This is a genomic window from Peribacillus sp. 05N428, from assembly GCF_056397085.1.
This window is the reverse complement of sequence record NZ_JBFTMS010000004.1, coordinates 255,905-277,787: the sequence shown is the minus strand read 5'-3', so window position 1 is coordinate 277,787 and position 21,883 is coordinate 255,905. Positions and strand designations below refer to the sequence as shown.

The window sequence follows — 21,883 nt, the reverse complement described above, 5'->3', positions numbered from 1 at the left end:
AAGGACATGCTGGTTAATATGTTGGGCAACTATAGCCTATAACAAATTCAAAAAAATTTCATGTCAGAAGTGGAGTCTCGCTTAAATTAAAATAAATCAGAAAATTCCACGCACTTTTTTTCATAGTGCGCAAATGATTGCATGCAAAATTTTTCACAGATTTAGTTTTTCCATTTTATAATATAGATTTCTAACTGAAATCCCCAGCGCTTTTGCCGTAAGTGTTTTATTTCCCTTGTGGGTGTGGAACGCTTGCTGAATGATTTCGGCTTCATACTGGTCTATTATCTCCGAGAGCGGTTTCCCCGATACGTAGCCGGAAGGCTTCATTAATAATTTCTCTTGTTGTTTTAATGGAATCTCTTCGATAAAATCCGGAATATGATGGATATCAATGATTGTCTCGTTCAATTTCATGAAAATGATTGCCCGTCCTAAGATATTTTCCAGTTCCCTTACATTTCCCGGCCAGTTGTAGATTTGCATCTTATGTATAGCTGCTGCTGTAATTCCCTCTATGCTCCGTCCATACTCCTGATTGATTTTATTAATCAAATGCTCCGCCAATTCTCTCAAATCTTCTTTTCTCTTTCTTAATGGAGCAATGAAAATAGGCATGCGGTTCAGCCTGAAATATAAGTCTTCCCTGAATGATCCGTTTGCGATGGCCTGTTCAAGATTGATATTCGTAGCGGCTATGACCCGGACATTGATGGGGATCGGCTTCGTCCCCCCCACTCTGACGATTTCCTTTTCTTGTAAAACCCGCAGTAATTTAGCTTGAATGTTGGCTGGCAATTCACCAATTTCGTCCAAAAAGATACTCCCTTGATTTGCCTCTTCAAAAAAACCGACCTTTCCGCCCCTGCTTGCCCCGGTAAAGGCTCCTTCATCATAACCGAATAGTTCACTTTCAAGTAATGATTCCGAGATGGCCGCACAATTTACCCGAACGAATTTATTGAACTTTCTATCGCTTGCATTATGGATGGCATGTGCAAATAACTCTTTGCCCGTCCCTGATTCCCCTCTTAATAAGACAGTAGCTGGTGTTCTTGCCGATAATTTCGCCTGTTCAATGGGAAGCTTCATCTCTTCGGAAGCCCCAATTATATCATCAAAGGAATATTTAGCCTGCAATGTCCGGATGATCTGTCTTGCCCGATTAAGTTCGTGGGTCAAGGCTTGAATTTCCGATACATCATGAATGACGCCAACACTTCCTTTCAGGCACCCATCCACAATGATTGGAGCAACATTCACGATCACTTCCTTGTGTTTTGGGCCGACACGCATATTGACACCACGAACAGGTTTTTTTGTCTGAAGCACTTTCATATGCATACTTTCGCCTTCGTAAATATCGATGGAAGCCGGCTTACCGATCACTTGGGTCTTTGTTAAGCCAGTGATTCTTGTATATGCAGGATTGATCAAAAGCCCCCTTCCTTGATCATCCACAACAGATATAGCTTCATCACTGGATTGAATGATTGCCTGGAGCATCGTCTGTATTTCTTTTAAATCAGTGATCTGCTCCGCCAATCGCACAGCTTCCATTTTATTCCTGAACACAGCAAAAGCCCCTATGATTTCCTTATCGGCATTCACGAGAGGTATCCTTGTCGTTATGAGTTCCATCCCATTGCCAAGGGTGATTTCCTGATTCACTTCTTTTTGGTTCGTTTGCATCACTCGCAGCAATCCTGTTGATGGGATGAAATCTTTGATATGTCTCCCTATCACATCCTCGCGCTTTGTGTCTGATGCACGTTCCGCACTATCATTGAACATGATGATGAATCCTTCATGGTCAATCACCACCATCCCTTCACTGGTCGTATTAAGGATCAAATCCATTTTTGCGGAGGTATTCTCCAATTTACTTATTAAACGATTTTTCTCTTCAAACAACTTAGTCATAATGAGGGCGACACTTCCAGGAATGAGAATCGTTTGTTCGCCCATGTCCCTTTTTATCTTTTTATAGACAGACGGGTCACCGGTCGTATCAAATATGATGTCCAAATCCCACTCCAATCCCATGCTCCAATTAGTCACAGTAGGAATCTTTCGTTCCTTCGCAGCAAGCATCCCTTCAGCAGATTCATTCGTATCAGCCATACAAACAATGGAGAACACTTCACTTTCCGATAGGAGTTTCAACACGGTCGTCCCTCCCACTCCTCCCCCTACTATCATGACCTTTTGCATCAGCCATCCCCCTTAAGAAATAATTACCCCTTTAAATAGATCATTCCCTGCAATTTTTTTCATACTCCACACCATTTTACCATATCGGCCCCCTTTAAAAACAGCCGCCAACTCCCAGTCATTATCTAGATTCCCGTTACTTGACAAATAATTTATATCCTTTATCATTTTTTAAAGACGGAATTTTCGGAAGGGATTTGACTGCATGAAACGTTTAATCGCTTTTTTGATTCTTTTTATCCCCGGTGCCTTTGCTGCCTATGGCATAAAAATAATGAGGGACATGGTGTTCGGTATTTTACAGCCTCCCTATCCATTCCTTTGGCTGCAATTTTTAATAGGACTGCTCATTACGATAGGCGGAATAGCCTTTATCGCCGGCTTCGTCCTACATCGAGATCGAAAACAAAATAAGGTCCAGAGCAGGTTCAATAAATTTTAAACGCAAAAAGAAGGTGCCTCTTATGGCACCTTCTTTCTTTATCTTGACTTCAAACCTTCTCTGACCCGTACCGCTGCTTCGGGGAAATCGGTTATGATGCCGCTGCACCCCAATTTGAATAACCGCTTCATCTCGGTTTCTTCATTAATGGTATAGGGCCTTACAGGAATACCCATACTAACCGATGATTGAATGAGTTCATCAGGGGCAGCCCGGATATTTGGGTGAATTGCACTTCCGCCTATTGCCTTTGCATATATCCACGGCATATACAGGCCATCCCTATATAGCGGTGCCGTTTCCAATTCAGGTGCCAATCGATGGCAATTGACCAAACTGTAATGATTGAAAGAAGAAAGGATTATCCTTTCCTCCATTTCGTAGGTACGGATGAGCCGGATGACTTTCTCTTCTAAGCCTGGATACAAAAAAACCGTATTTTTCAATTCAATATTGCAAAAAAGCTGATTATCATTAAGCCAAATAAACAGTTCTTCAAGTGTGGGAATCTTTTGTTTGCCAAAATTACCCTTATGGGTTGCGGACGCATTAAGGGTTTTCAACTCCTTTAAGGTCCGGTCTTTTACATACCCCGAGGCATTCGTGGTCCGATCGAGCTTTTCATCGTGGATGATGACCACTTCTCCATCTTTCGAGAGCTGGACATCCGTTTCAATTCCGTCCGCACCGACACGGGCAGCTTCCTTGAACGCCGACATCGTATTTTCCGGATGAGTTCCTGCAGAGCCTCGATGTGCAAAGATTAAGGTCATGATGAAACGCCGCCTCTCTCAAAAATTGTTATACACCGATTTTATGAACAGTAACAGCAAATTATTTTCATCTAGATCAATTCTACAATCAAAACGCAGGTGATTATTTTCTGCATAGAAGGTTCCTTTCCTCAAATCACTCCACTTCATTTCCAAGCTTTTGATTTGCAAGCGGATATCTGGAAATCGTAATTGCCCTTTTGGTTCAAGCATATCCATGTTTGACTTCCGTTTTTCGTCCTAGAGACATACCCTCTCGAATTGATTTCTTGTTTGTTCATACAGATTCTTTTAAATCTAAAACATATTTTGTTTTCCCAATTCCTCAATCAGCGTCTATAAATAAAGAAATCCACCAAAAAATATCATAAATTTAGTTTTAAAATATCCGTTCCAATAGGTACAAAAAAAGATTGTCCAAAATGGACAACCTCCAATATGTTTTGCGCCTCTGAACTTTATATCTTAAACTATGCACCTTTTTTAACGAGTTTCTTCTACATTTTTAACATTTCGCTCATCTCGGATATTTGAATACTCCCCATCCTCCCTCGCGCTCTCTCCCTCCCAACGTTTCTTATCAGGTTTCCGGATTCCTATTACACCAGCTTTATCGCTCATATAAGTCCATTTTACTAACTGAGTTGATTCTGCAACTGAATCGAAAATTAAAATAGCCGCCATAACAACAGTGTTGCAGTGCGTATAGACGAGTGTATGGAAGTGCCTTACCCAAAAAAATTCAAACGGAGCGGCAAGCCGAAAGCATAAAAAAACGCCCAACAATGGACGTCATGATTCTTCCCTATCAATGATTTCGTTGACCATCATTCCAAACCTTCCTGATGAGCATCACTTTGCCAAGCGAAGGTTCGCCTGTCTCTTATTCGCAGGGGTAAAACTGATATTCCGTTTGGGACATACGATGGTCATGACGTATTTCTTTCAATCGATTACGGATTGACATGAATACCAGCCCCTACGCAAAAATAATAGCCGCCCAGTTTGGACGACTGCGGAATTTTCCTATATACTGACTCGTAAAGATGCCGTGTTCATTCATCCGCCAAATACGATCAGTCTTTATTGGTATTCCACCGGAAGGTTTATCGGAATAGCGATAAATTCACGGTTAAATTCCCGTCCAAATTGCGTCAAATCAACGTTCCTACCCCTGTCAAGAAGCTTTATGTTCGAGGCGCAGCTTATCGGCAACCATGGCAATGAATTCGGAATTTGTAGGTTTTGCCTTTGTCATGCTTACGGTATAGCCGAAAAGAGATGATATGGATTCTATATTTCCACGGCTCCAAGCCACTTCAATCGCATGCCGGATAGCACGTTCAACTCGGCTGGCCGTAGTATTGTATTTTTTTGCGATATCCGGATATAAAACTTTGGTGATGGAACCCAATAGTTCAATATCATTATATACCATGGATATGGCTTCCCTTAAATACAAATAGCCCTTAATATGTGCAGGCACTCCAATCTCGTGAATGATGCTGGTGATGCTTGCATCAAGGTTCTTCGGTTTGGATTCATTTTGGGGACGATAGCTAAATTGACTATGATTTTTTAAAACCGCCTGCCCTTTACCGCTTACCTGACGGATGTGATTGGCCAGATTTTCCATATCAAATGGTTTCAGGATAAAATAAGACGCACCCAAATCAACTGCTTTTTTCGTTACATCTTCTTGACCAAAGGCAGTAAGCATTATCACATTAGGCATGGCACCCCGTTTTACTTCACGAAGTTTCTCAAGTACACCTAACCCATCTAAATGAGGCATGATAATATCGAGGATCAAAATATCCGGATCAACGCTTTCTAGCATACCCAGGCAATCTTGACCGTTATGTGCCACCCCAATCACTTCCATGTCTTCCTGTGCAGAAATGTATTCTTCCAGAAGGCCAACAAGTTCTCTATTATCATCTACAACGCACACCTTAATTTTTTTCACGCTTGATTTCCTCCTCAACTACAATTGGTCTTTTTTTCTATATGACTAAATTCTATTGTAATTGAACTTTTCGACAATGGAAACTAAATTCCTTTTATTTTTGAAAAAATATAAGGAATTCAATATTATTCTCCGGATATCTCTTGTTTTCGACTTCGTTTGCTATTGGAATAAACCGTTTGTCGAAAAATCTTCATATCGTTTTCATTTTATCACATCGTTCCAAAAAAACCTCTATTTTTTGAAGAAATCAAAATTAATACCGACCCAAACCTATGCTAATCATAATTTTCCATTAAAAAGGGGCATCCAAAAGGATACCCGGATTCTTAGCTTGCCTTTTCATAATTATCTTTGTCGTATATATTTATACCGGCTTCGTTTAACATCCATTCGATATGGACTCCATACCCACTTGTAGGATCATTAACGAATACATGGGTGACTGCACCGATTAATTTCCCATTTTGTATGATAGGACTGCCGCTCATACCTTGAACAATCCCACCCGTTTTTTGAAGCAATTCTTTATCCGTCACTTTTAAGACCATTCCTTTGATTGCAGGAAACTTCTGTGGGATGGAACTGACGATTTCTACATCGAATTCCTCCACTTGAGAACCATCCACCACTGTAAGGATTTTTGCTGGCCCTTCCTTTACCTCATGGGAAAGGGTGATGGGGAGTGGTTTGTCGTTAATTCCATTTTTAAAATCTTGATTTAATTTCCCAAAAATGCCAAAGGGACTATTGCGATTAATATTTCCTATTTTTTCTTTATTGGAAGAAAAGCGTGCCAATTTTTCTCCCGGATCACCATTGCTTCCTTTTTCGATGGATGTGACCGTCGATTGAACGATCTGTCCGTCCTTAACAACAATCGGCTTTTTTGTATCCATATCGGATATGACATGTCCCAACGCCCCATATTTTTTTGAATCCGGGTGATAAAACGTCATCGTTCCGATGCCAGCTGCCGAATCACGGATATACAAACCCAATTTGTAAGTTCCTTCATTCTTATCTTTTAGCGGTAATAAGGTACTATGAAGCACTTCATTATCACGGTTAATGACAATTTTCAACGCCTCACCCTTTTCACCTGCCTGCTGAACAAAAGGGGTTACATCCCCCATCTTCTTTATCGTCTGACCATTGATTTCTGTAATAATATCACCGATTTCAATTTTCGCTTTTTCTCCCGGTGATTTTTTCCCCTGCGCCGTATCAATAAGATGATGACCCACTACGAGCACCCCAAGAGTATTAAGCTTCACTCCAATGGATTGGCCTCCAGGCATGACCTTAAAGTCTTTTAACACCCTGATGTCGACCTTTTTGGCAGGCAAGCCTGCTACATCGAGTAACACTTCATTCGTACCTGGTTTCTCAGCACCAAGCGTAATCGAAGCTTGTTCATCATGAAGTGAAATTCCATCACTGGTTCCCGAAGTTTTTGCAGAAACAGGCAATGATTTGGAAATACTATATTGACTTCCTTCAAATAGTACAAGATGATTTGGAATTAAAAAATATTCACGAGATGGCTGGTATAACCCTAATGTTAATAGCGAAACAAGGAGAATTCCACCGATGATCCTGTTTATCCATATAAATTTCAATCCATTCACTCTCCTCGCTCTCTGAAACTTTATGGCTACACCTTTAATTTAGCCCTCATGACAGTCATTTATAACAGGTGCAAAAAATAAAAGCTATCCGTTTTTGGATAGCTTTACAATGAATGCTTATGATAAGTTCAAATAATGTTCTTACCGGCCCATCAAGATGTAATCTTCAGCCTTTTGGCCAGCTGGATTAATTCATTGGCATGTTGTTTCGTCAAGTCCGTAATCTCTACTCCCGAAATCATCCTGCCAATTTCTTTTATTTTTTCAGTTTCAATTAGCGGCTTGACCGAGGTATTCGTGCGTCCGGCCCTTACATTTTTCGCTATGAAAAGGTGAGTATCCGCCATGGCTGCCACCTGAGGCAAATGGGATATGCACAATACTTGTGATCCAGTTGCCACTTTATAGATCTTTTCGGCAATGGATTGGGCAACCCGTCCGCTTACACCTGTATCCACTTCATCAAATATAATGGACGTTATGCCTTGATGCTTGGAGAAAATGCTTTTCAAAGCCAGCATGATCCTCGACAGTTCTCCACCAGATGCGATTTTAGAAAGAGGTTTTAACGGTTCACCTGGATTGGTGGAAATATAAAATTCCATTGAATCCAGCCCTGACTGATTAATGCCCCTATCTGACAATTCATCGAAAGTATAGGCTGTCTGAAGGAAATGAGGTTCGAAAATTGTTTTTTCCATATATAAATCCTTTAATTCCTGATGAATCTTTTTGGTTAGCTGCTGAGCGAATTTCTGGCGAAGTTCAGACAGATTCTTTGCTTCGACGATTAGATCTGCCTTGATGGATTTCATTTCCTTTTCAAGCTTCGCGATATGGGTTTCCCTATTTTGCAGCTTTTCGACTTCTTCTTCAATTGCGGCCCCATATTCCAGGATTTCCTCGATGGTACGCCCGTATTTACGCTTTAATTGATTTATTTCATTAAGTCTACTTTCAATGAATTCCACACGTTCTGTATCATAATCCAAAGAGTCCAATTGGTCCCGGATGTTTGACACAGCCTCTTCGAGCAGGAAGTAGCTATTTGAAACGGTTTCAGAGCTGTGCTTTAAACCTTCATCAAGCCCTGCCGCTTCCTCCAAATTATTCATGGCTACGGAAAGCCAATCAATTGCATGCTGCTCGCCATTTAAAGCATTATAACTGGTTTGCAGCGCTTCATGGATTTTTTCGAAATTATTAATTTTCTTCCGTTCTTCCATCAATTCTTCATCTTCGCGTAATTTCAAATCAGCTTTTTGGATTTCATCGAATTGAAATTGGATCAGATCAAGGCGATGGACCATCTGCTGTTCATTTTGGCTCAAACCATTCAATTGTTTAGAAGCCGTTTCATAACGTTTATATAGCTTTTGGTATTCCGTGAGTGCAGATGCGATTTTTTCACCGCCAAATTGATCGAGCAGCGGAAGATGGAGTCGTTCATCCATTAATTCCTGATGTTCATGCTGACCATGGATGTCTATCAATGTCCGCCCTATCTCACGTAATGTGGAAATCGTTACCAGCTTCCCATTTACCCTGCAAACGCTTTTACCGCTCTGTGAGATATCCCTTCGAAGTATCGCCATCCCATCATTCATATCCAGGCCAAACTCTTCCGCTTTGGCAAAGACCGGGTGTTTTTCATCTTCAATTTGGAATAGTCCTTCTATTTCAGCCTTCGACTCACCATGCCGAATGAACTCTGCAGAACCACGGCCCCCAACCAAGAGATGAACGGCATCTATTATGATTGACTTCCCTGCCCCTGTTTCTCCTGTCAAGACCGTCAAGCCTTTCTCAAATGAAACGGACAGGCTGTCTATGATCGCAAAATTCCTAATCGATAGTTCTGTTAACAAACTAGGTCACCTCACAACATTATTAGAGCATGTCCAAGAATTTGCCGGAAATGATCTTTGCATCTTCCTCAGAACGGCAGATAATTAAACATGTATCGTCGCCGCCGATCGTCCCGAGTATTTCTTGCCAATTTAAATTATCAATCAATGCACAGATGGCCTGGGCATTACCCGGGAGCATCTTCATAACCAGCAAATTGTTGGCTGAGTCAATGCGTACAAATGCATCGACAAGGATTCTCTTTAATTTTTGAAGTGGATTGAAACGTTGGTCGGCCGGCAGACTGTATTTATACCTTCCATCCGTTAAAGGAACTTTTACAAGGTGAAGCTCTTTAATATCCCTTGAAACGGTGGCTTGAGTTACATTGTATCCAGCTAATTTCAATTCTTCAACTAACTCATCCTGTGTTTCGATATCATTATTCGTTATAATGTCCCTTATTTTTATATGTCGTTGTCCTTTATTCATAAGTAGAAGCACCTCTTCTCAACTGTTGCTCATTTAATGGTAATGGTATCACTTTCATTTCTTACTTTAAGCAAGCTGCCCAATTTGCCTCGGTATCATCAGTACGTGCAAATAGGCCGCTTTACTAAGTGGCTAATATTAATGTTATCGGATTTTTATGCAATTGTACAACTTTTTCTCTAAAATGAATACAAGTCTAATTTTTGCACTTACCTATTTTATGTATCCACCCATAAATGATTCAAGTTCATGACGACAATGTATAGTCAAAAAGCTCCTTTAGCCAACCGTTCAGCCAAAGGAGCCATACAAAGTTCTAGCTATTCTTTTTTAAATTGGGCATGGGCCTCTCCAACGATGTCATCAACCGTTTTCGAAAGCAATAATGCTCCATCTTCCTTCGACCCTTGCCAGTGTAAATGAAGTAAGAATTCAATGTTTCCATCACCGCCGGTAATCGGTGAGAAGGAGGCATCCTTGATATCATAGCCCTCCTTTAAAGAAAAAGAAATGATCTTATCCAACACTTGTTTATGGATTTTGGGATCACGAACAATCCCCTTTTTACCCACTTGATCCTTCCCGGCTTCGAATTGCGGTTTAACCAAGGCAACGACATCACTATTCGGGACGAGCAAGGTCTTTAGCACCGGTAAAATTAACGTAAGCGAGATGAAGGAAACATCAATGCTTGCAAAGTTTGGCATCTCCCCGTCGAGATCGGCGGGTGTAACATAACGGAAATTGGTTCTTTCCATTACTTTTACCCGCTCATCCTGCCTAAGCTTCCAGGCAAGTTGATTATAGCCGACATCAAGCGCATAAGACATTATGGCGCCATTTTGCAACGCACAATCCGTAAACCCGCCAGTTGATGATCCGATATCAATCAGTATTTTTCCATTCACTTGTAAATCGAATTCCCTTAATGCCTTCTCAAGTTTAAGACCGCCTCTTGAAACGTAAGGCATGACTTTTCCTTTGATCGTGAATTCGAGATCGACCGGCACTTTTTCCCCCGGTTTTTCGTATCTTTCTTCATTCGCGTAGACAAGGCCTGCCATAACCATACGCTTCGCTTTTTCACGTGTATCGGCCAAGCCTTGTTCTACAAGTAATACATCCACTCTTTCTTTCATCACTTTCATATTTTCAGGCCCTTTTTTCTTTTTTGGGTGTTATCATTTTAATCTTTTTGATGGCTGTCTCAGTTGTCAGACCGATTTCTTCAAGAAGTTCATCGACGCTTCCATGTTCAATGAAATAATCAGGTATCCCCATTCGATCTATAATTGCCCCATAAAATCCTTGATCATGAGCATATTCAAGAACAGAACTACCAAAACCACCTTGAAGAACCGCTTCTTCTATTGTCAGGATAGGCATTTTTTCACCAAGGAGACTGCTTAGCATGTTCTCATCCAAAGGCTTAATGAACCGGGCATTGACCACCTTCACTGAATAATCCTCTTTCTCGAGCAGTTCTGCCGCTTCAAGAGCCATGGGAATCGTTGTGCCGAACGTTAAGATGGCAGCATCCGTTCCTTCTTTAAGAACTTCCCACGAACCGATCGGAATCTGCTGTAATTCAGCATCCATCTCAACTCCCCAACCATTCCCACGAGGGAAACGCATCGCAATCGGACCATCATTATAGTTTAAGGCCGTATTGACCATATGCTGGCCTTCGTTTTCATCTTTCGGCATCATCAGCACCATATTCGGTACGTGGCGCAAGAAAGCAATGTCGAAAACGCCTTGATGCGTTTCACCATCGGAACCAACCAATCCGGCACGATCGATTCCTATGAATACGTTCAAATTCTGACGGCAAATATCATGCACCACCTGGTCATAAGCCCTTTGCAGGAAGGTTGAATATATAGCCAGGAATGGTTTCATTTTTTGCGTTGCCAATCCGGCTGCAAAAGTTGCAGCATGCTGCTCGGCAATCCCTACATCATAGAAACGCTCTGGGAACTCTTGAGAGAAGCCCACCAATTTCGAACCTACGGGCATTGCAGGTGTAATCGCGACAATCCGCTCATCGTCACGGGCTAACCTGCTGACAGTATCGCTTACGAGAGCGCTCCAAGCAGGACCCTTACTAGGGGATTTCACGAAATCGCCTGTCTCTATCTTGTATGGGCCTGTCCCATGCCAATTCCCGGTTGTGTCCAACTCGGCAGGTGAATATCCCTTGCCTTTTTTCGTGATGACATGCAGCAGGACCGGTCCCTTCGTTTTCTTGGCATATCTTAAATTCTCAAGCAATTCTTCATAATTATGTCCATCTACTGGTCCAAGGTATGTGAATCCGAGTTCTTCGAAAAAGATTCCTGATACCAATAAATACTTCATGCTATCCTTCAAGCGTTCAGCTGTAGCCGCAAGTTTACCACCGACTGCAGGAATTTTTTTCAAAAGCAGCTCCAATTCATCTTTTGCCCAGTTATATTTACCTGCTGTCCGCAACCTTCCCAATATCGTGTGTAAGGCACCTACATTGGGGGCTATGGACATTTCATTATCATTCAGGATAACGATCATGTCCTTTTTTTCATCACCGATATGATTCAACGCTTCAAGCGCCATTCCCCCTGTTAGGGCACCGTCTCCGATTACAGGCAAAATAAAGCTGCTTTCCCCTTTGATATCACGGGCAGCCGCCATCCCCATTGCAGCTGAAAGGGAAGTCGAACTGTGACCGGTTTCCCAAACATCATGGGGGCTTTCAATCATTTTAGGAAAACCGCAAAGACCTTTATATTTCTTTAAGGTGTCGAACTCCCCTGCTCTGCCAGTCAGGATTTTATGGACATAGGATTGATGTCCGACATCCCATAAAATTTTATCATTCGGACTGTCGAATTCTTTATGCAAGGCAATAGTCAACTCGACGACACCTAAATTGGGACCAATATGCCCACCGGTCACCGATAATTTTTCCACAAGGAATTTCCGTACTTCCACACTTAACTCGACGAGTTCTTCATTATTCATCTTCTTCAAAAAAGAAGGGTCTTTTATAGATAGAAGATCCAAACTGGACCACTCACTTTCTGTCATTTTCGGTTGTTAGCATAAACAAAGCCTCATAAAAGAGGGCTATGGAAGACTTGACCGAAAAATTGGTTTTAAGTTAAAAAATAGCCGCCAACACCCAGGTGATTTCGGCGGCTTATTATACCTATTTTATCACGTATCTCAATTAAAAAATTCATTTTGATTTTCACATATTTTTGCACAATGAGTATACCACAAAACCTCAATTGATAACAAATTTAGCCACAATCAATGATTACGGTTCGCAATTAAATCAGTTAGTTCATTCAACAAACCCGTTTGTAAGGTTGTTTTTCCTAAAGCGGCATGGGCAAGTTCTATATGATGTTCCAACTTTTGCTTTGCCCCTTGAAGGGTTAGTAAAGAAGGATATGTGCTTTTATGATTCCCCACATCACTGCCAACCGGCTTGCCGATCAACTCGACTGACCCTTCAATATCCAGAATATCATCGCGAATTTGAAAAGCAAGCCCCAGGTGGTATGCAAAGTCACGTAAATGCAGTTGCTGTTCTTCACTCGCCCCTGCTAATATAGCACCGGAAAGGATGCTTGCAGTCAATAACTTCCCTGTTTTATGTTCATGAATATACTCCAATTCCTGAAGGGTCAGCTGTTTATTCTCACCTTCCATATCGGCAACTTGCCCCCCAACCATTCCTTCGGCTCCGGCAGACTTCGCAATTTCACTTACAAGGTTCAGCTTCATTTCAGCCGTGACCTCGGGATCGATCATATCCGTCACCAATTGAAAGCTATAAGTAAGAAGCGCATCACCTGCCAGTATGGCCACCGCTTCACCGAACACTTTATGATTCGTCGGTTTTCCGCGGCGGAGATCATCATCATCCATTGCCGGAAGGTCATCATGAATCAAAGAATATGTATGAATCATTTCAATGGCAGCCGCTGCTGGAATCCCTATCCTCAAGCTTTTTCCAAAGGCCTCCAAAACCGCAAAGACCAATAATGGGCGAATCCGTTTCCCCCCTGCCTGCAGTGAATAGATCATGGCTTCTTTGACTACTGCCGGGGCTTTAAGTTTATTGACATATTCGACGATTTCGCGTTCTATAATTGCCTTATATTCATTAGAAAACATTTCAAAGGACGCCGTACCCATGTCATTCTTCCTCCTGTACAGCAAAGTTTTCAAGTTCCCCATCTTCGCGTAAAATTTGAGTCAACTGATCTTCAACAGCCTTAAGCTTTGAATGGCAAAGCCTTGATAAATCCATTCCTTGTTTATATATCGAAATGGCTTCTTCCAAGGGCACATCGCCTTCTTCCAACTGCTCTACAATTTTTTCGAGATTCTCCATCGCTTCTTCAAATGTAGCTTCCTGTTTTTTTGTCATGATTCAATCCGCTCCTTAATTTCTTTAATTTCACATTCAAGAGTTCCATCTTTTATCGAAACCGCTATCTTATCCCCTTTTGATACTTGCTGTGTACTTTTCACTAATGTCTCATCCTCAGCAAAAACCAATCCATAGCCCCGTTCCATGATTTTTAGTGGACTGAGGGCAGATAAAGTGGCTGTAATATGGACGAACTGCTGAGATTTATGCCGATAGATGGCTTCCATGGCCCTCCGTAAAACCTTTGCATGCTGCTGCAGTTCATCTTTCGCATTTTTCACCGCTTGTTCAGGATGCTGCTTTTTCAAAATATCGTTCAGCTGATTCAGCTCATCTCTCTTTTTCATGAAATATCGCGTGCTGGTCCTCCCTAGCCTGTCCATCGTCTTGTCTAGTTGTTCCAGCTTCTGTTCGTACATTTTATGTGGGTAACGGAAAGCATAAGACCTCTCCATCCTGGTCAAACGGGTTCGTTCAAAATTCACCGCTTCTTGAATGGAGCGGGTCAATCGATTCTTGCGGTTCATCAGGCGTTCGAGTATTTCATTCAAGTGAGGAACCGCTAACTCTGCTGCACCAGTAGGTGTAGGAGCACGCATATCGGCGACAAAATCAGCAATCGTAAAGTCGGTTTCGTGACCGACAGCAGAAATTACCGGTATATCGGAATCATATATCGATTCAGCCACTATCTCCTCATTAAAGGCCCATAGTTCCTCGATCGACCCGCCGCCCCTTCCGACAATGAGAACATCGCTTTCTGCCCTTGCGTTCGCCATGGAAATTGCCTTGGCAATCGATTTAGCGGCATTATTCCCTTGTACAAGTGCTGGATAAACGATGATCCTGGCGATCGGATATCTCCGCTTGATGGTTGTCAGGATATCTCTTAATGCAGCTCCGGTCGGCGAAGTAATGACCCCTACAGACTTAGGGTATTGCGGGATGGGCTTCTTGTGTTCGGCCAAAAACAAGCCTGCCCCCTCCAGCTTTTTCTTCAGCTGTTCATAAGCAAGATATAAATCCCCCACACCATCAGGGGCCATGCTTTTCACATAAAGCTGATACTGTCCTCCAGCTTCGTATAATGATATATCACCCTTAACAAGTACCTTCATGCCATTTTCGGGCAGGAATTTCATCCCTTTATTATTGGCGGCAAACATAACGGAGAGAAGCCGTGCCTTCTCATCCTTTAAAGTAAAATACATATGTCCGCTTGTATGTTGTTTAAAATTTGAAATTTCACCTTTTATGTATACATTTTGCAAATGGGGGTCGGCATCGAACTTCCTTTTGATGTACTTCGTTAAAGCCGACACACTCAAATATTGTTGGTTGCTCATATAATGTCTCCTTCCGATGGAAATCGGATATAAAGAAAACTCACCTATAGATTATCATAAATCCATGAATGGAAAAAAAGCGGTCTCCCGTTATTATAAAACAAGAGGTCCGCTTCTTTAAAATAATTTAACGTTTTTTTCAGCTTTTTAATGCTTGCTTGTTTAATTCAAGTGCTTTTTGAGCAGATTTGACCGTATTCTTCATAAGCATCGTAATCGTCATGGGACCAACGCCTTTAGGAACAGGTGTAATGTATGAAGCCTTATTTTTCACTTCATCAAACGCCACATCACCGCAAAGCTTCCCTTCATCATTCCTGTTCATTCCGACGTCAATGACGATTGCGCCTTCTTTAATATGGTCACTCGTGATCGTGTCCCTCTTTCCGACCGCTGCCACAACGACATCGGCTTGCTTGGTATAATAAGCAAGATCCTTTGTCCGTGAATGACAGTATGTAACGGTTGCATTTGCATTTAAAAACAATTGTCCGGCTGGTTTTCCGACGATATTACTTCTCCCTACGATGACAACATGCTTACCTTCAAGGTCATAGTCGATATACTCAAGCATCACCATGACGCCGTATGGAGTACAAGGTAAAAATGCATCTTGTCCCGTCATCATCCGCCCAATATTAATCGGGTGGAATCCATCTACATCCTTTTCAGGGGAAATCGCTTCAATGATCGCCTTTTCCTGAATATGTCCAGGCAAGGGCAGCTGCACCAATATACCATGAATGCTGTCATCCTGGTTTAATTCAGCAATGCTCTGAATTAATTCCTCCTGAGAGAGTTCCGCAGGCTTTTTAATTAGTACGGAATGCATACCCAAGTCCTCACAGGCCTTTTGCTTATTGCGCACATAAGTTTGAGAGGCTTGATTGTCACCCACCAGGATTACAGCTAAACCCGGAACGATATTTTTTTCACGTAACTGTTGAACTTCCTTACTGRTTTCCTGCCTAACTGACTCTGCAATTTCTTTACCATTAATGAGTTGAGCTGACATGTGTTTATTCCTCCCAAGTTAATTTTGCTAAAGAAATTGCTGAGAGAATCCTTGTTCAAGGCTGCAGCTTTAGCTGCCGCTTTTCACCTTCACTTTGGATAAAACGGCATTTACAAAGCTGCTTGATTGATCATCACCGAATTTCTTAGCAATTTCAATAGCTTCATTCATTGCAACACTTACAGGAACATCTTCACTGTGAATCATTTCATAAACCGCGATCCGCAGTAAATTCCGATCAATGTTCGCCAGTCTTTCCAACGTCCAATTCTCTAAATTGTCCCTGATCATTCCATCAATTTGTTCACGATTTTCCGTTATCCCCATTACTAATTTCTTGAAATAATTATCAGTGGGAGCACCATCCAGTACGCTTTCCATTGCTTCTTCTGCATTCGAGTTCGCAATATCTATCTGATATAGTGCTTGAAGGGATTTTTCACGGGCTTCTCTTCTTTTCATAATCTTACTCCTTTTACATCTACTATTATATATGAAAATGCTAGAACAAACGAACATTAAATAACATTTTTTCAAAAATATTAAGATTCTCGCTATATTATTTATAAAAACAAGCTAAATCCCACTAAATTAAAGGCCAAAAGATTCAATATCTTGATTCAAGATTACTTTCCAACGGCCAACACAGTCCCATACTTTTTGAAAGTGTCAAAAAGCTCTTGCCTAGCTTTCATGCTCATATTTCACCTTTTACACTCTAACAGAAATCACCCTTGAATTAAAGGGAAATTTCCAGACACCGCCTTATTATGTTCATTTAAATTTAATATTATAAGCAGGCTCCAAAAACGGGTATCTTTGAGTTTACATTCAAAAAAACAAAAACCCGGCTTTTTGCCGGGTTTTTGCAGGTGTGAATCGAATGAAGCCCACTTACACTTCTTGTTCGTAATCCGCTTCTTGTTTAGCGTTTTCAAACGCAATGCCCACTACATGAATGTTCACTTCGCCAGCGTCGATAGCGGTCATATTCAACAAAGCTTCACGAATGTTATCTTGCACTTCCTGAGCAACTTTCGGAATTGAAACACCAAACTTCATGACACAATAAAGTTCGACTTTGATGGTTTCTCCCGTTAAGTCCACTTTAACACCTTTACCGTGGTTCTTTTTACCAAGCTTTTCAACAACACCCGTAGCGAAATTCCCGCGCATATGTGCAACACCTTCAACTTCCGATGCAGCGATACCCGCAATCACCTCTATCACCTCAGGCGCAATCTCCACTTTGCCCAGCCCACTATTATAATCATTCATTTCGAGTAATTGGCCTTCCATTTCACTCATTCAAAAGCACCTCCTGTCTTCCTTTACATTATGAGTTCATTACATCATATATTTCAAGGAATTTGGTATTAAATTCTCCGGAAACAAATTGTTCATGCTGAAGCAACTTAATATGGAAAGGAATTGTGGTACTGATCCCTTCAATGACAAACTCACCCAAGGCGCGTTTCATCTTCTCGATCGCCTCTTCTCTAGTCGGTGCATGGACAATCAATTTAGCGATCATGGAATCGTAATACGGCGGTATGGAGTACCCAGGGTATGCCGCAGAATCAACACGAACTCCGTAGCCGCCTGGAGGTAAATACATTTGAATCTTACCTGCGGAAGGCATGAAATTCTTTTCTGGATTTTCGGCATTGATCCGGCATTCGATAGACCATCCGTTATAAGTGACATCCTCTTGCGAAAGCGATAGTTTGTTGCCTGAAGCAACTTTGATCTGTTCTTTAATCAAATCCACGCCCGTTACCATTTCTGTAACTGGGTGCTCAACCTGGATACGTGTATTCATTTCCATAAAGTAGTATTTTCTATTCACATAGTCATAAATAAATTCTACTGTTCCGGCACCTGAATAGTTTACGGCAAGTGCAGCCGTCACAGCGGCCTGCCCCATTTCCGCACGTATTTCACCATCCAACGCCGGTGACGGGGTTTCTTCAACAAGTTTTTGCAAACGTCGTTGGACCGTACAATCACGCTCACCTAAATGGATGGCGTTGCCATGATTATCTGCCATGACCTGTATTTCAACGTGACGGAAGTCCTCGATGAACTTTTCAATATACACGCCAGGATTCCCGAATGCCGTCGCGGCTTCCTGTTGCGTGATGTTAATGCCCTTAATGAGATCTTCTTCCGTCCTTGCGACGCGGATACCTTTACCGCCTCCGCCTGCAGTAGCTTTGATGATGACTGGATAGCCCATTTCATTAGCTAGTGCTACACCCTCATCCGTATCTTTGATTATGCCTTTAGAACCTGGCACGATCGGTACACCAGCTTTGCGCATAGTTTCCCTTGCTACGTCCTTTGTTCCCATTTTATTGATCGCTTCGGGGCTAGGGCCGATGAAAATGATATTGCATTCACGGCATAGCTCGGCAAAGTCGGCATTTTCAGCTAGGAAACCATATCCCGGATGAATTGCATCGGATCCCGTTTTCTTGGCTGTGCTGATAATGTTGGTTGTATTTAAATAACTGTCTTTTGATAATTTAGGACCGATGCAATATGCTTCATCAGCAATTTGAACATGTAATGCTTCTTTATCTGCTTCTGAATAGACAGCAACAGTCTCGATTCCTAATTCCTTGCATGCCCGGATGATTCGGACAGCAATTTCCCCACGATTGGCAATTAATACCTTTTTAATCATTTAGAAACAGCTCCTCATTCCGGCTTTACTAAAAATAATGGTTGACCATATTCTACAAGCTGACCTTCTTTTACAAGGACTTCCACGATTTCACCGCTTACTTCAGCTTCGATTTCATTGAAAAGTTTCATGGCTTCCACGATGCAGACGATGGAATCCCCCGTTACTTTATCGCCTGCTTTTACGTATGCAGGTGAATCCGGTGCAGGAGATTGGTAGAATGTCCCTACCATCGGGGAAGTGATTTTATGTAAATTTTCCTGTTCAGTGACGGCAGCAGCCGGTTTTGCAGGTTCAACAGCTTTCGGTACTTCAGGGGCAGGGGCCGCTGCGGGCTTGACCTCTACAGCTGCATTGGCTTGAACAACATCTGGAGCAATAGCTGCTTGGTGTAATACTGTACCCGTTTCGGTTTTTTTCAATTTAATTTTCGTTCCTTCATTTTCAAAAACGAATTCACCGATATTTGATTGATCGACTAACTTAATAATTTCACGAATTTCTTGCACTTTCATTTTGTGGCACCCCTTGTCTAATTTAATATGAGTTTGTGAGGCAATAATATTTTATGTAACCCTACCCTTAGCTTATCCTACTTTGTCCAATACTGCACAAAGTAGCCGCTTTCTTTACGCGAATGCGAATAAACTGAATACAAACCTCATCTGTAGTATAACAGATATTTCACTTTCTCAAAATATTGTTTCCCTAAGAAAATTGAAAAGTTTATGACCAGCTTCTAACATCATACAATATTAGCTTATACAAATTCAATGATAGATTAATTGTTACTGAATATCCATACTTCCATCTTACACCTTTATTATAATATTGTGAATATTTATCAACTGGGGCACCTTAACGCTTTCTCTTGAATTTTGCATTTCATTCCTGGAAAACCAGCCATAATATCCATTGTAATTACTTTTCTAGAATATTACGGATGATCATTATCACCATTTCTATTTGAGTTCCTGATTCCAATCGACATAAAAAAACTTTTCCTCTAAAGTTTCCAGGTTTGTAAGATAGTTAATAAAATCATAATAAAAAGCCTCCCATTTTTTTATTAAGGGGGCTTTCAAATTTTTATGATGTTGAACTGTTCTGTATCAGTCACTTTTTTCTGTATGTGTGTTTACTTTTCCGGTTGGAAATCGACCACTACATTTTGTGCATCGCTCACTTCTTTCCTTACGAGGCGGATAATGTTATTGGCCTCTGTTTTCGTTTGTTTATCCGCCTTGACACTCACCTTAACATCCGTTCCGTCAACCCGGACCAGTGCGGCATTGTAATCCATGGCAACAATTAAGTTTTCGATGATATTTTCTTTCACTTTCGTTTCACTTAATTGTTCGATTTTTGCATAAGCCTCGTCTCTTTCTTCAGCTGATAGTTCTGTGTTGCCCATCTTAGCAGTCAATTCTTCATTCAGCTTCGCCCGTTCATCTTCAATCTGCATCCTTAACGATTCGAACTCATCTCCAGATGCAATGGTTACAGAGGAACCTTCTGTATTTTTGGAAGTTTCTTTTTCACTTTTATTTTCCCCTTTTGTCTCTGCTTTGTTCTCTGTTTTATTTTCTTCCTGTTCCATTTGCTCTGTTGCCGTCATATCGGCGGCATTTTCTTCAGGAGCGGTTAAATAATAGACTGAAAGCACAACGACCAGACTTAGCATAGTCAATAACCAAACGGTTTGTTTTTTTAATAACATGTAGATTTTCCCCCTTATTTTTTAGGCATGACAGAAACCCTGTGACTCGGTACATCAAGTGAGCGTGTGACAGCCTCGATGATCCACTTCTTTATTTGAATGTTTTCGGCCCCTTTAGCGACTACCAGGACTCCTCGTACACTAGGTTTTTTCGTTTCCGAAATGATCGGTCCTTCTTTTTCACCGCTCTTGACCAAAACTAGCTGTTCATCAACGGATGTGTCTTCGACCGTCCTTTTGCCGCCTTCCTGGTCGGTTTCTTCAGTGACTTGTTTTTGGGTGACTTTATTTCTTTCATATACTTTTTTCTCGGATGCATCGACGTAGATTACGACTTTCACATCCTGGACGCCTGCGATGGATTCTAGCGCTTCCTTCATTTCATTCTGTAGATATATTTCATAGTCTTTTGTAGTCTTGAATTCTGATTTCTTCTGGCCGAATGTTTCAACATCCTCATCTTCTTCCTGCTGTTTATCATTATTGAATACAGTCGTCACTTCAGATGTTTGTCCCGTCTTGTTGGTGGTTAACAAATTCCCGGCCATCATGATTCCCGATCCCAAAAGGACAACTATTAGAGCATAGACATACAGGGAAGGTTTTTTTTCCTTAGGCTCTTTTTGGTCAGGGTCTTTATTTAATAGTTTTTGCAGCCAGGATAATGGACCTTTGTCTTTGTTCAATACTCAGTCACTTCCTTTCCCCGGCGATTTCAATGATCTCTTCATCAACAGACCAACTTGTTGCCAGAAACCTTTTGACAGCATCCAGATTGGCATCATTCGAAGTGGATGGGCTATCTGTATTGATATCAACCTTCGCTACTGCCTCTATCTCCGAGTTTTCTTTCCCTTCTGCCTTTTCCAATGAGATGGTTATGTTCTGCAGATCATCAACACCCGGCTCTTCCTCATTCTTGACCCCTACATCAATTGAACTAATCCTCATGTTATAATCCGCCATCAGCTCCTCTTCCACTTCTGCCTGTAAGTCAACAGCCATTTGTTTTAAAATATATGCACCCTGGGTAGCTTGTATTTCTTTTTTCTTCATTTCTGTCAAATTTCCTAAATCTTTTTTTTTCTGATCCTCAAATTCACTAGTGGCCGCAGTGAGAATATCATCGAAATCCTTATTGAATAATCCCAATATAGGAGTGATGATGATTGCAATCAGTAAAAGCCCGATAACCATTTTGGCATACTTCTGTAAAGCTGAATTCGGCAGAAGCATATCGATCACAGTAGCCAGCAGTACAAATATGATGATGTTGGATACCCAGCCAGCTAAAAAACTCACCAAGTCCTCCTCCTTT

20 protein-coding genes are annotated in these 21,883 nt (G+C 41.5%); 1 reads left to right on the top strand and 19 read right to left on the bottom strand.

All coding sequences use genetic code 11. The features are described 5' to 3' along the window. Nucleotides 1-153 precede the first annotated feature (153 nt). A complete protein-coding gene (locus AC1DIV_RS06385; RefSeq protein WP_477576004.1) occupies nt 154-2,214 on the bottom strand; it encodes a sigma-54 interaction domain-containing protein in 2,061 nt (686 codons plus the stop codon). A gap of 205 nt (nt 2,215-2,419) precedes the next feature. On the opposite strand from AC1DIV_RS06385, the gene AC1DIV_RS06380 reads away from it, so the two are divergent. Then, the gene (locus tag AC1DIV_RS06380; RefSeq protein ID WP_034308264.1) at nt 2,420-2,656 is read left to right on the top strand and encodes a DUF2627 domain-containing protein; all 237 of its coding nucleotides are present in this window, start codon (nt 2,420-2,422) and stop codon (nt 2,654-2,656) included. 38 nt (nt 2,657-2,694) lie between these two features. Here AC1DIV_RS06380 and AC1DIV_RS06375 read toward each other — a convergent pair whose 3' ends face one another. From AC1DIV_RS06375 to spoIIIAF, 18 genes are all read right to left on the bottom strand, one after another. After that, the gene (locus tag AC1DIV_RS06375) at nt 2,695-3,429 is read right to left on the bottom strand and encodes a glycerophosphodiester phosphodiesterase (protein ID WP_072273212.1); all 735 of its coding nucleotides are present in this window, start codon (nt 3,427-3,429) and stop codon (nt 2,695-2,697) included. A 1,177-nt stretch (nt 3,430-4,606) separates the two neighbouring features. Next, nucleotides 4,607-5,398: a sporulation transcription factor Spo0A gene (gene spo0A, locus AC1DIV_RS06370; protein ID WP_034308269.1), complete on the bottom strand. Its 792-nt coding sequence runs from the start codon at nt 5,396-5,398 to the stop codon at nt 4,607-4,609. Between the two features lie 329 nt (nt 5,399-5,727). Beyond that, entirely contained in the window at nt 5,728-7,020 is a 1,293-nt protein-coding gene (gene spoIVB, locus AC1DIV_RS06365; protein ID WP_251540909.1) for a SpoIVB peptidase, read from the bottom strand. A 161-nt stretch (nt 7,021-7,181) separates the two neighbouring features. After that, the gene (gene recN, locus AC1DIV_RS06360; protein ID WP_048681817.1) at nt 7,182-8,897 is read right to left on the bottom strand and encodes a DNA repair protein RecN; all 1,716 of its coding nucleotides are present in this window, start codon (nt 8,895-8,897) and stop codon (nt 7,182-7,184) included. Nucleotides 8,898-8,919: 22 nt separating this feature from the next. Next, on the bottom strand, nt 8,920-9,369 hold the full coding sequence (gene ahrC / locus AC1DIV_RS06355; RefSeq protein ID WP_034308279.1) for a transcriptional regulator AhrC/ArgR: 450 nt from the start codon (nt 9,367-9,369) through the stop codon (nt 8,920-8,922). Nucleotides 9,370-9,689: 320 nt separating this feature from the next. Next, the gene (locus AC1DIV_RS06350; RefSeq protein WP_477576002.1) at nt 9,690-10,517 is read right to left on the bottom strand and encodes a TlyA family RNA methyltransferase; all 828 of its coding nucleotides are present in this window, start codon (nt 10,515-10,517) and stop codon (nt 9,690-9,692) included. A 4-nt stretch (nt 10,518-10,521) separates the two neighbouring features. Further along, nucleotides 10,522-12,414, bottom strand: a complete 1,893-nt coding sequence (gene dxs / locus AC1DIV_RS06345; protein WP_048681832.1) for a 1-deoxy-D-xylulose-5-phosphate synthase — start codon at nt 12,412-12,414, stop codon at nt 10,522-10,524. Nucleotides 12,415-12,663: 249 nt separating this feature from the next. After that, a complete protein-coding gene (locus AC1DIV_RS06340; RefSeq protein WP_251540910.1) occupies nt 12,664-13,557 on the bottom strand; it encodes a polyprenyl synthetase family protein in 894 nt (297 codons plus the stop codon). A 1-nt stretch (nt 13,558) separates the two neighbouring features. Beyond that, complete coding sequence (locus tag AC1DIV_RS06335; RefSeq protein WP_034308286.1) at nt 13,559-13,792, bottom strand: exodeoxyribonuclease VII small subunit; 234 nt, start codon at nt 13,790-13,792, stop codon at nt 13,559-13,561. Continuing rightward, the gene (xseA, locus tag AC1DIV_RS06330; RefSeq protein WP_057278793.1) at nt 13,789-15,141 is read right to left on the bottom strand and encodes an exodeoxyribonuclease VII large subunit; all 1,353 of its coding nucleotides are present in this window, start codon (nt 15,139-15,141) and stop codon (nt 13,789-13,791) included. The genes AC1DIV_RS06335 and xseA overlap by 4 nt, the downstream gene beginning before the upstream one ends. 139 nt (nt 15,142-15,280) lie before the next feature. Further along, nucleotides 15,281-16,156 (bottom strand): bifunctional methylenetetrahydrofolate dehydrogenase/methenyltetrahydrofolate cyclohydrolase FolD, encoded by an 876-nt coding sequence (gene folD / locus AC1DIV_RS06325; RefSeq protein WP_477576000.1) that lies wholly within the window; start codon nt 16,154-16,156, stop codon nt 15,281-15,283. A 69-nt stretch (nt 16,157-16,225) separates the two neighbouring features. Further along, on the bottom strand, nt 16,226-16,618 hold the full coding sequence (gene nusB, locus AC1DIV_RS06320; protein WP_063590645.1) for a transcription antitermination factor NusB: 393 nt from the start codon (nt 16,616-16,618) through the stop codon (nt 16,226-16,228). Nucleotides 16,619-17,050: 432 nt separating this feature from the next. Continuing rightward, nucleotides 17,051-17,455, bottom strand: coding sequence for an Asp23/Gls24 family envelope stress response protein (locus AC1DIV_RS06315; RefSeq protein WP_477576028.1), 405 nt, complete (start codon nt 17,453-17,455; stop codon nt 17,051-17,053). A 37-nt stretch (nt 17,456-17,492) separates the two neighbouring features. After that, the gene (gene accC, locus AC1DIV_RS06310; protein WP_034308301.1) at nt 17,493-18,845 is read right to left on the bottom strand and encodes an acetyl-CoA carboxylase biotin carboxylase subunit; all 1,353 of its coding nucleotides are present in this window, start codon (nt 18,843-18,845) and stop codon (nt 17,493-17,495) included. 14 nt (nt 18,846-18,859) lie between these two features. Next, nucleotides 18,860-19,360, bottom strand: a complete 501-nt coding sequence (gene accB / locus AC1DIV_RS06305; RefSeq protein ID WP_323598491.1) for an acetyl-CoA carboxylase biotin carboxyl carrier protein — start codon at nt 19,358-19,360, stop codon at nt 18,860-18,862. A gap of 623 nt (nt 19,361-19,983) precedes the next feature. Then, nucleotides 19,984-20,565 carry a SpoIIIAH-like family protein gene (locus AC1DIV_RS06300; protein ID WP_340876901.1) on the bottom strand — a complete coding sequence of 194 codons (582 nt, stop codon included), beginning with the start codon at nt 20,563-20,565 and terminating at the stop codon, nt 19,984-19,986. Between the two features lie 14 nt (nt 20,566-20,579). Continuing rightward, complete coding sequence (spoIIIAG, locus tag AC1DIV_RS06295) at nt 20,580-21,251, bottom strand: stage III sporulation protein AG (protein WP_053535677.1); 672 nt, start codon at nt 21,249-21,251, stop codon at nt 20,580-20,582. 7 nt (nt 21,252-21,258) lie between these two features. Next, entirely contained in the window at nt 21,259-21,867 is a 609-nt protein-coding gene (gene spoIIIAF, locus AC1DIV_RS06290; protein ID WP_034308312.1) for a stage III sporulation protein AF, read from the bottom strand. Nucleotides 21,868-21,883 lie beyond the last annotated feature (16 nt).

Coding starts and splice junctions, on each gene's coding strand:
- AC1DIV_RS06385 (WP_477576004.1), bottom strand. CDS start 2,214: ATGCAAAAGGTCATGATAGTAGGGGGAGGAGTGGGAGGGACGACCGTG.
- AC1DIV_RS06380 (WP_034308264.1), top strand. CDS start 2,420: ATGAAACGTTTAATCGCTTTTTTGATTCTTTTTATCCCCGGTGCCTTT.
- AC1DIV_RS06375 (WP_072273212.1), bottom strand. CDS start 3,429: ATGACCTTAATCTTTGCACATCGAGGCTCTGCAGGAACTCATCCGGAA.
- ahrC (WP_034308279.1), bottom strand. CDS start 9,369: ATGAATAAAGGACAACGACATATAAAAATAAGGGACATTATAACGAAT.
- AC1DIV_RS06350 (WP_477576002.1), bottom strand. CDS start 10,517: ATGAAAGTGATGAAAGAAAGAGTGGATGTATTACTTGTAGAACAAGGC.
- AC1DIV_RS06340 (WP_251540910.1), bottom strand. CDS start 13,557: ATGGGTACGGCGTCCTTTGAAATGTTTTCTAATGAATATAAGGCAATT.
- AC1DIV_RS06335 (WP_034308286.1), bottom strand. CDS start 13,792: ATGACAAAAAAACAGGAAGCTACATTTGAAGAAGCGATGGAGAATCTC.
- xseA (WP_057278793.1), bottom strand. CDS start 15,141: ATGAGCAACCAACAATATTTGAGTGTGTCGGCTTTAACGAAGTACATC.
- nusB (WP_063590645.1), bottom strand. CDS start 16,618: ATGAAAAGAAGAGAAGCCCGTGAAAAATCCCTTCAAGCACTATATCAG.
- AC1DIV_RS06315 (WP_477576028.1), bottom strand. CDS start 17,455: ATGGAAGGCCAATTACTCGAAATGAATGATTATAATAGTGGGCTGGGC.
- accC (WP_034308301.1), bottom strand. CDS start 18,845: ATGATTAAAAAGGTATTAATTGCCAATCGTGGGGAAATTGCTGTCCGA.
- accB (WP_323598491.1), bottom strand. CDS start 19,360: ATGAAAGTGCAAGAAATTCGTGAAATTATTAAGTTAGTCGATCAATCA.
- AC1DIV_RS06300 (WP_340876901.1), bottom strand. CDS start 20,565: ATGTTATTAAAAAAACAAACCGTTTGGTTATTGACTATGCTAAGTCTG.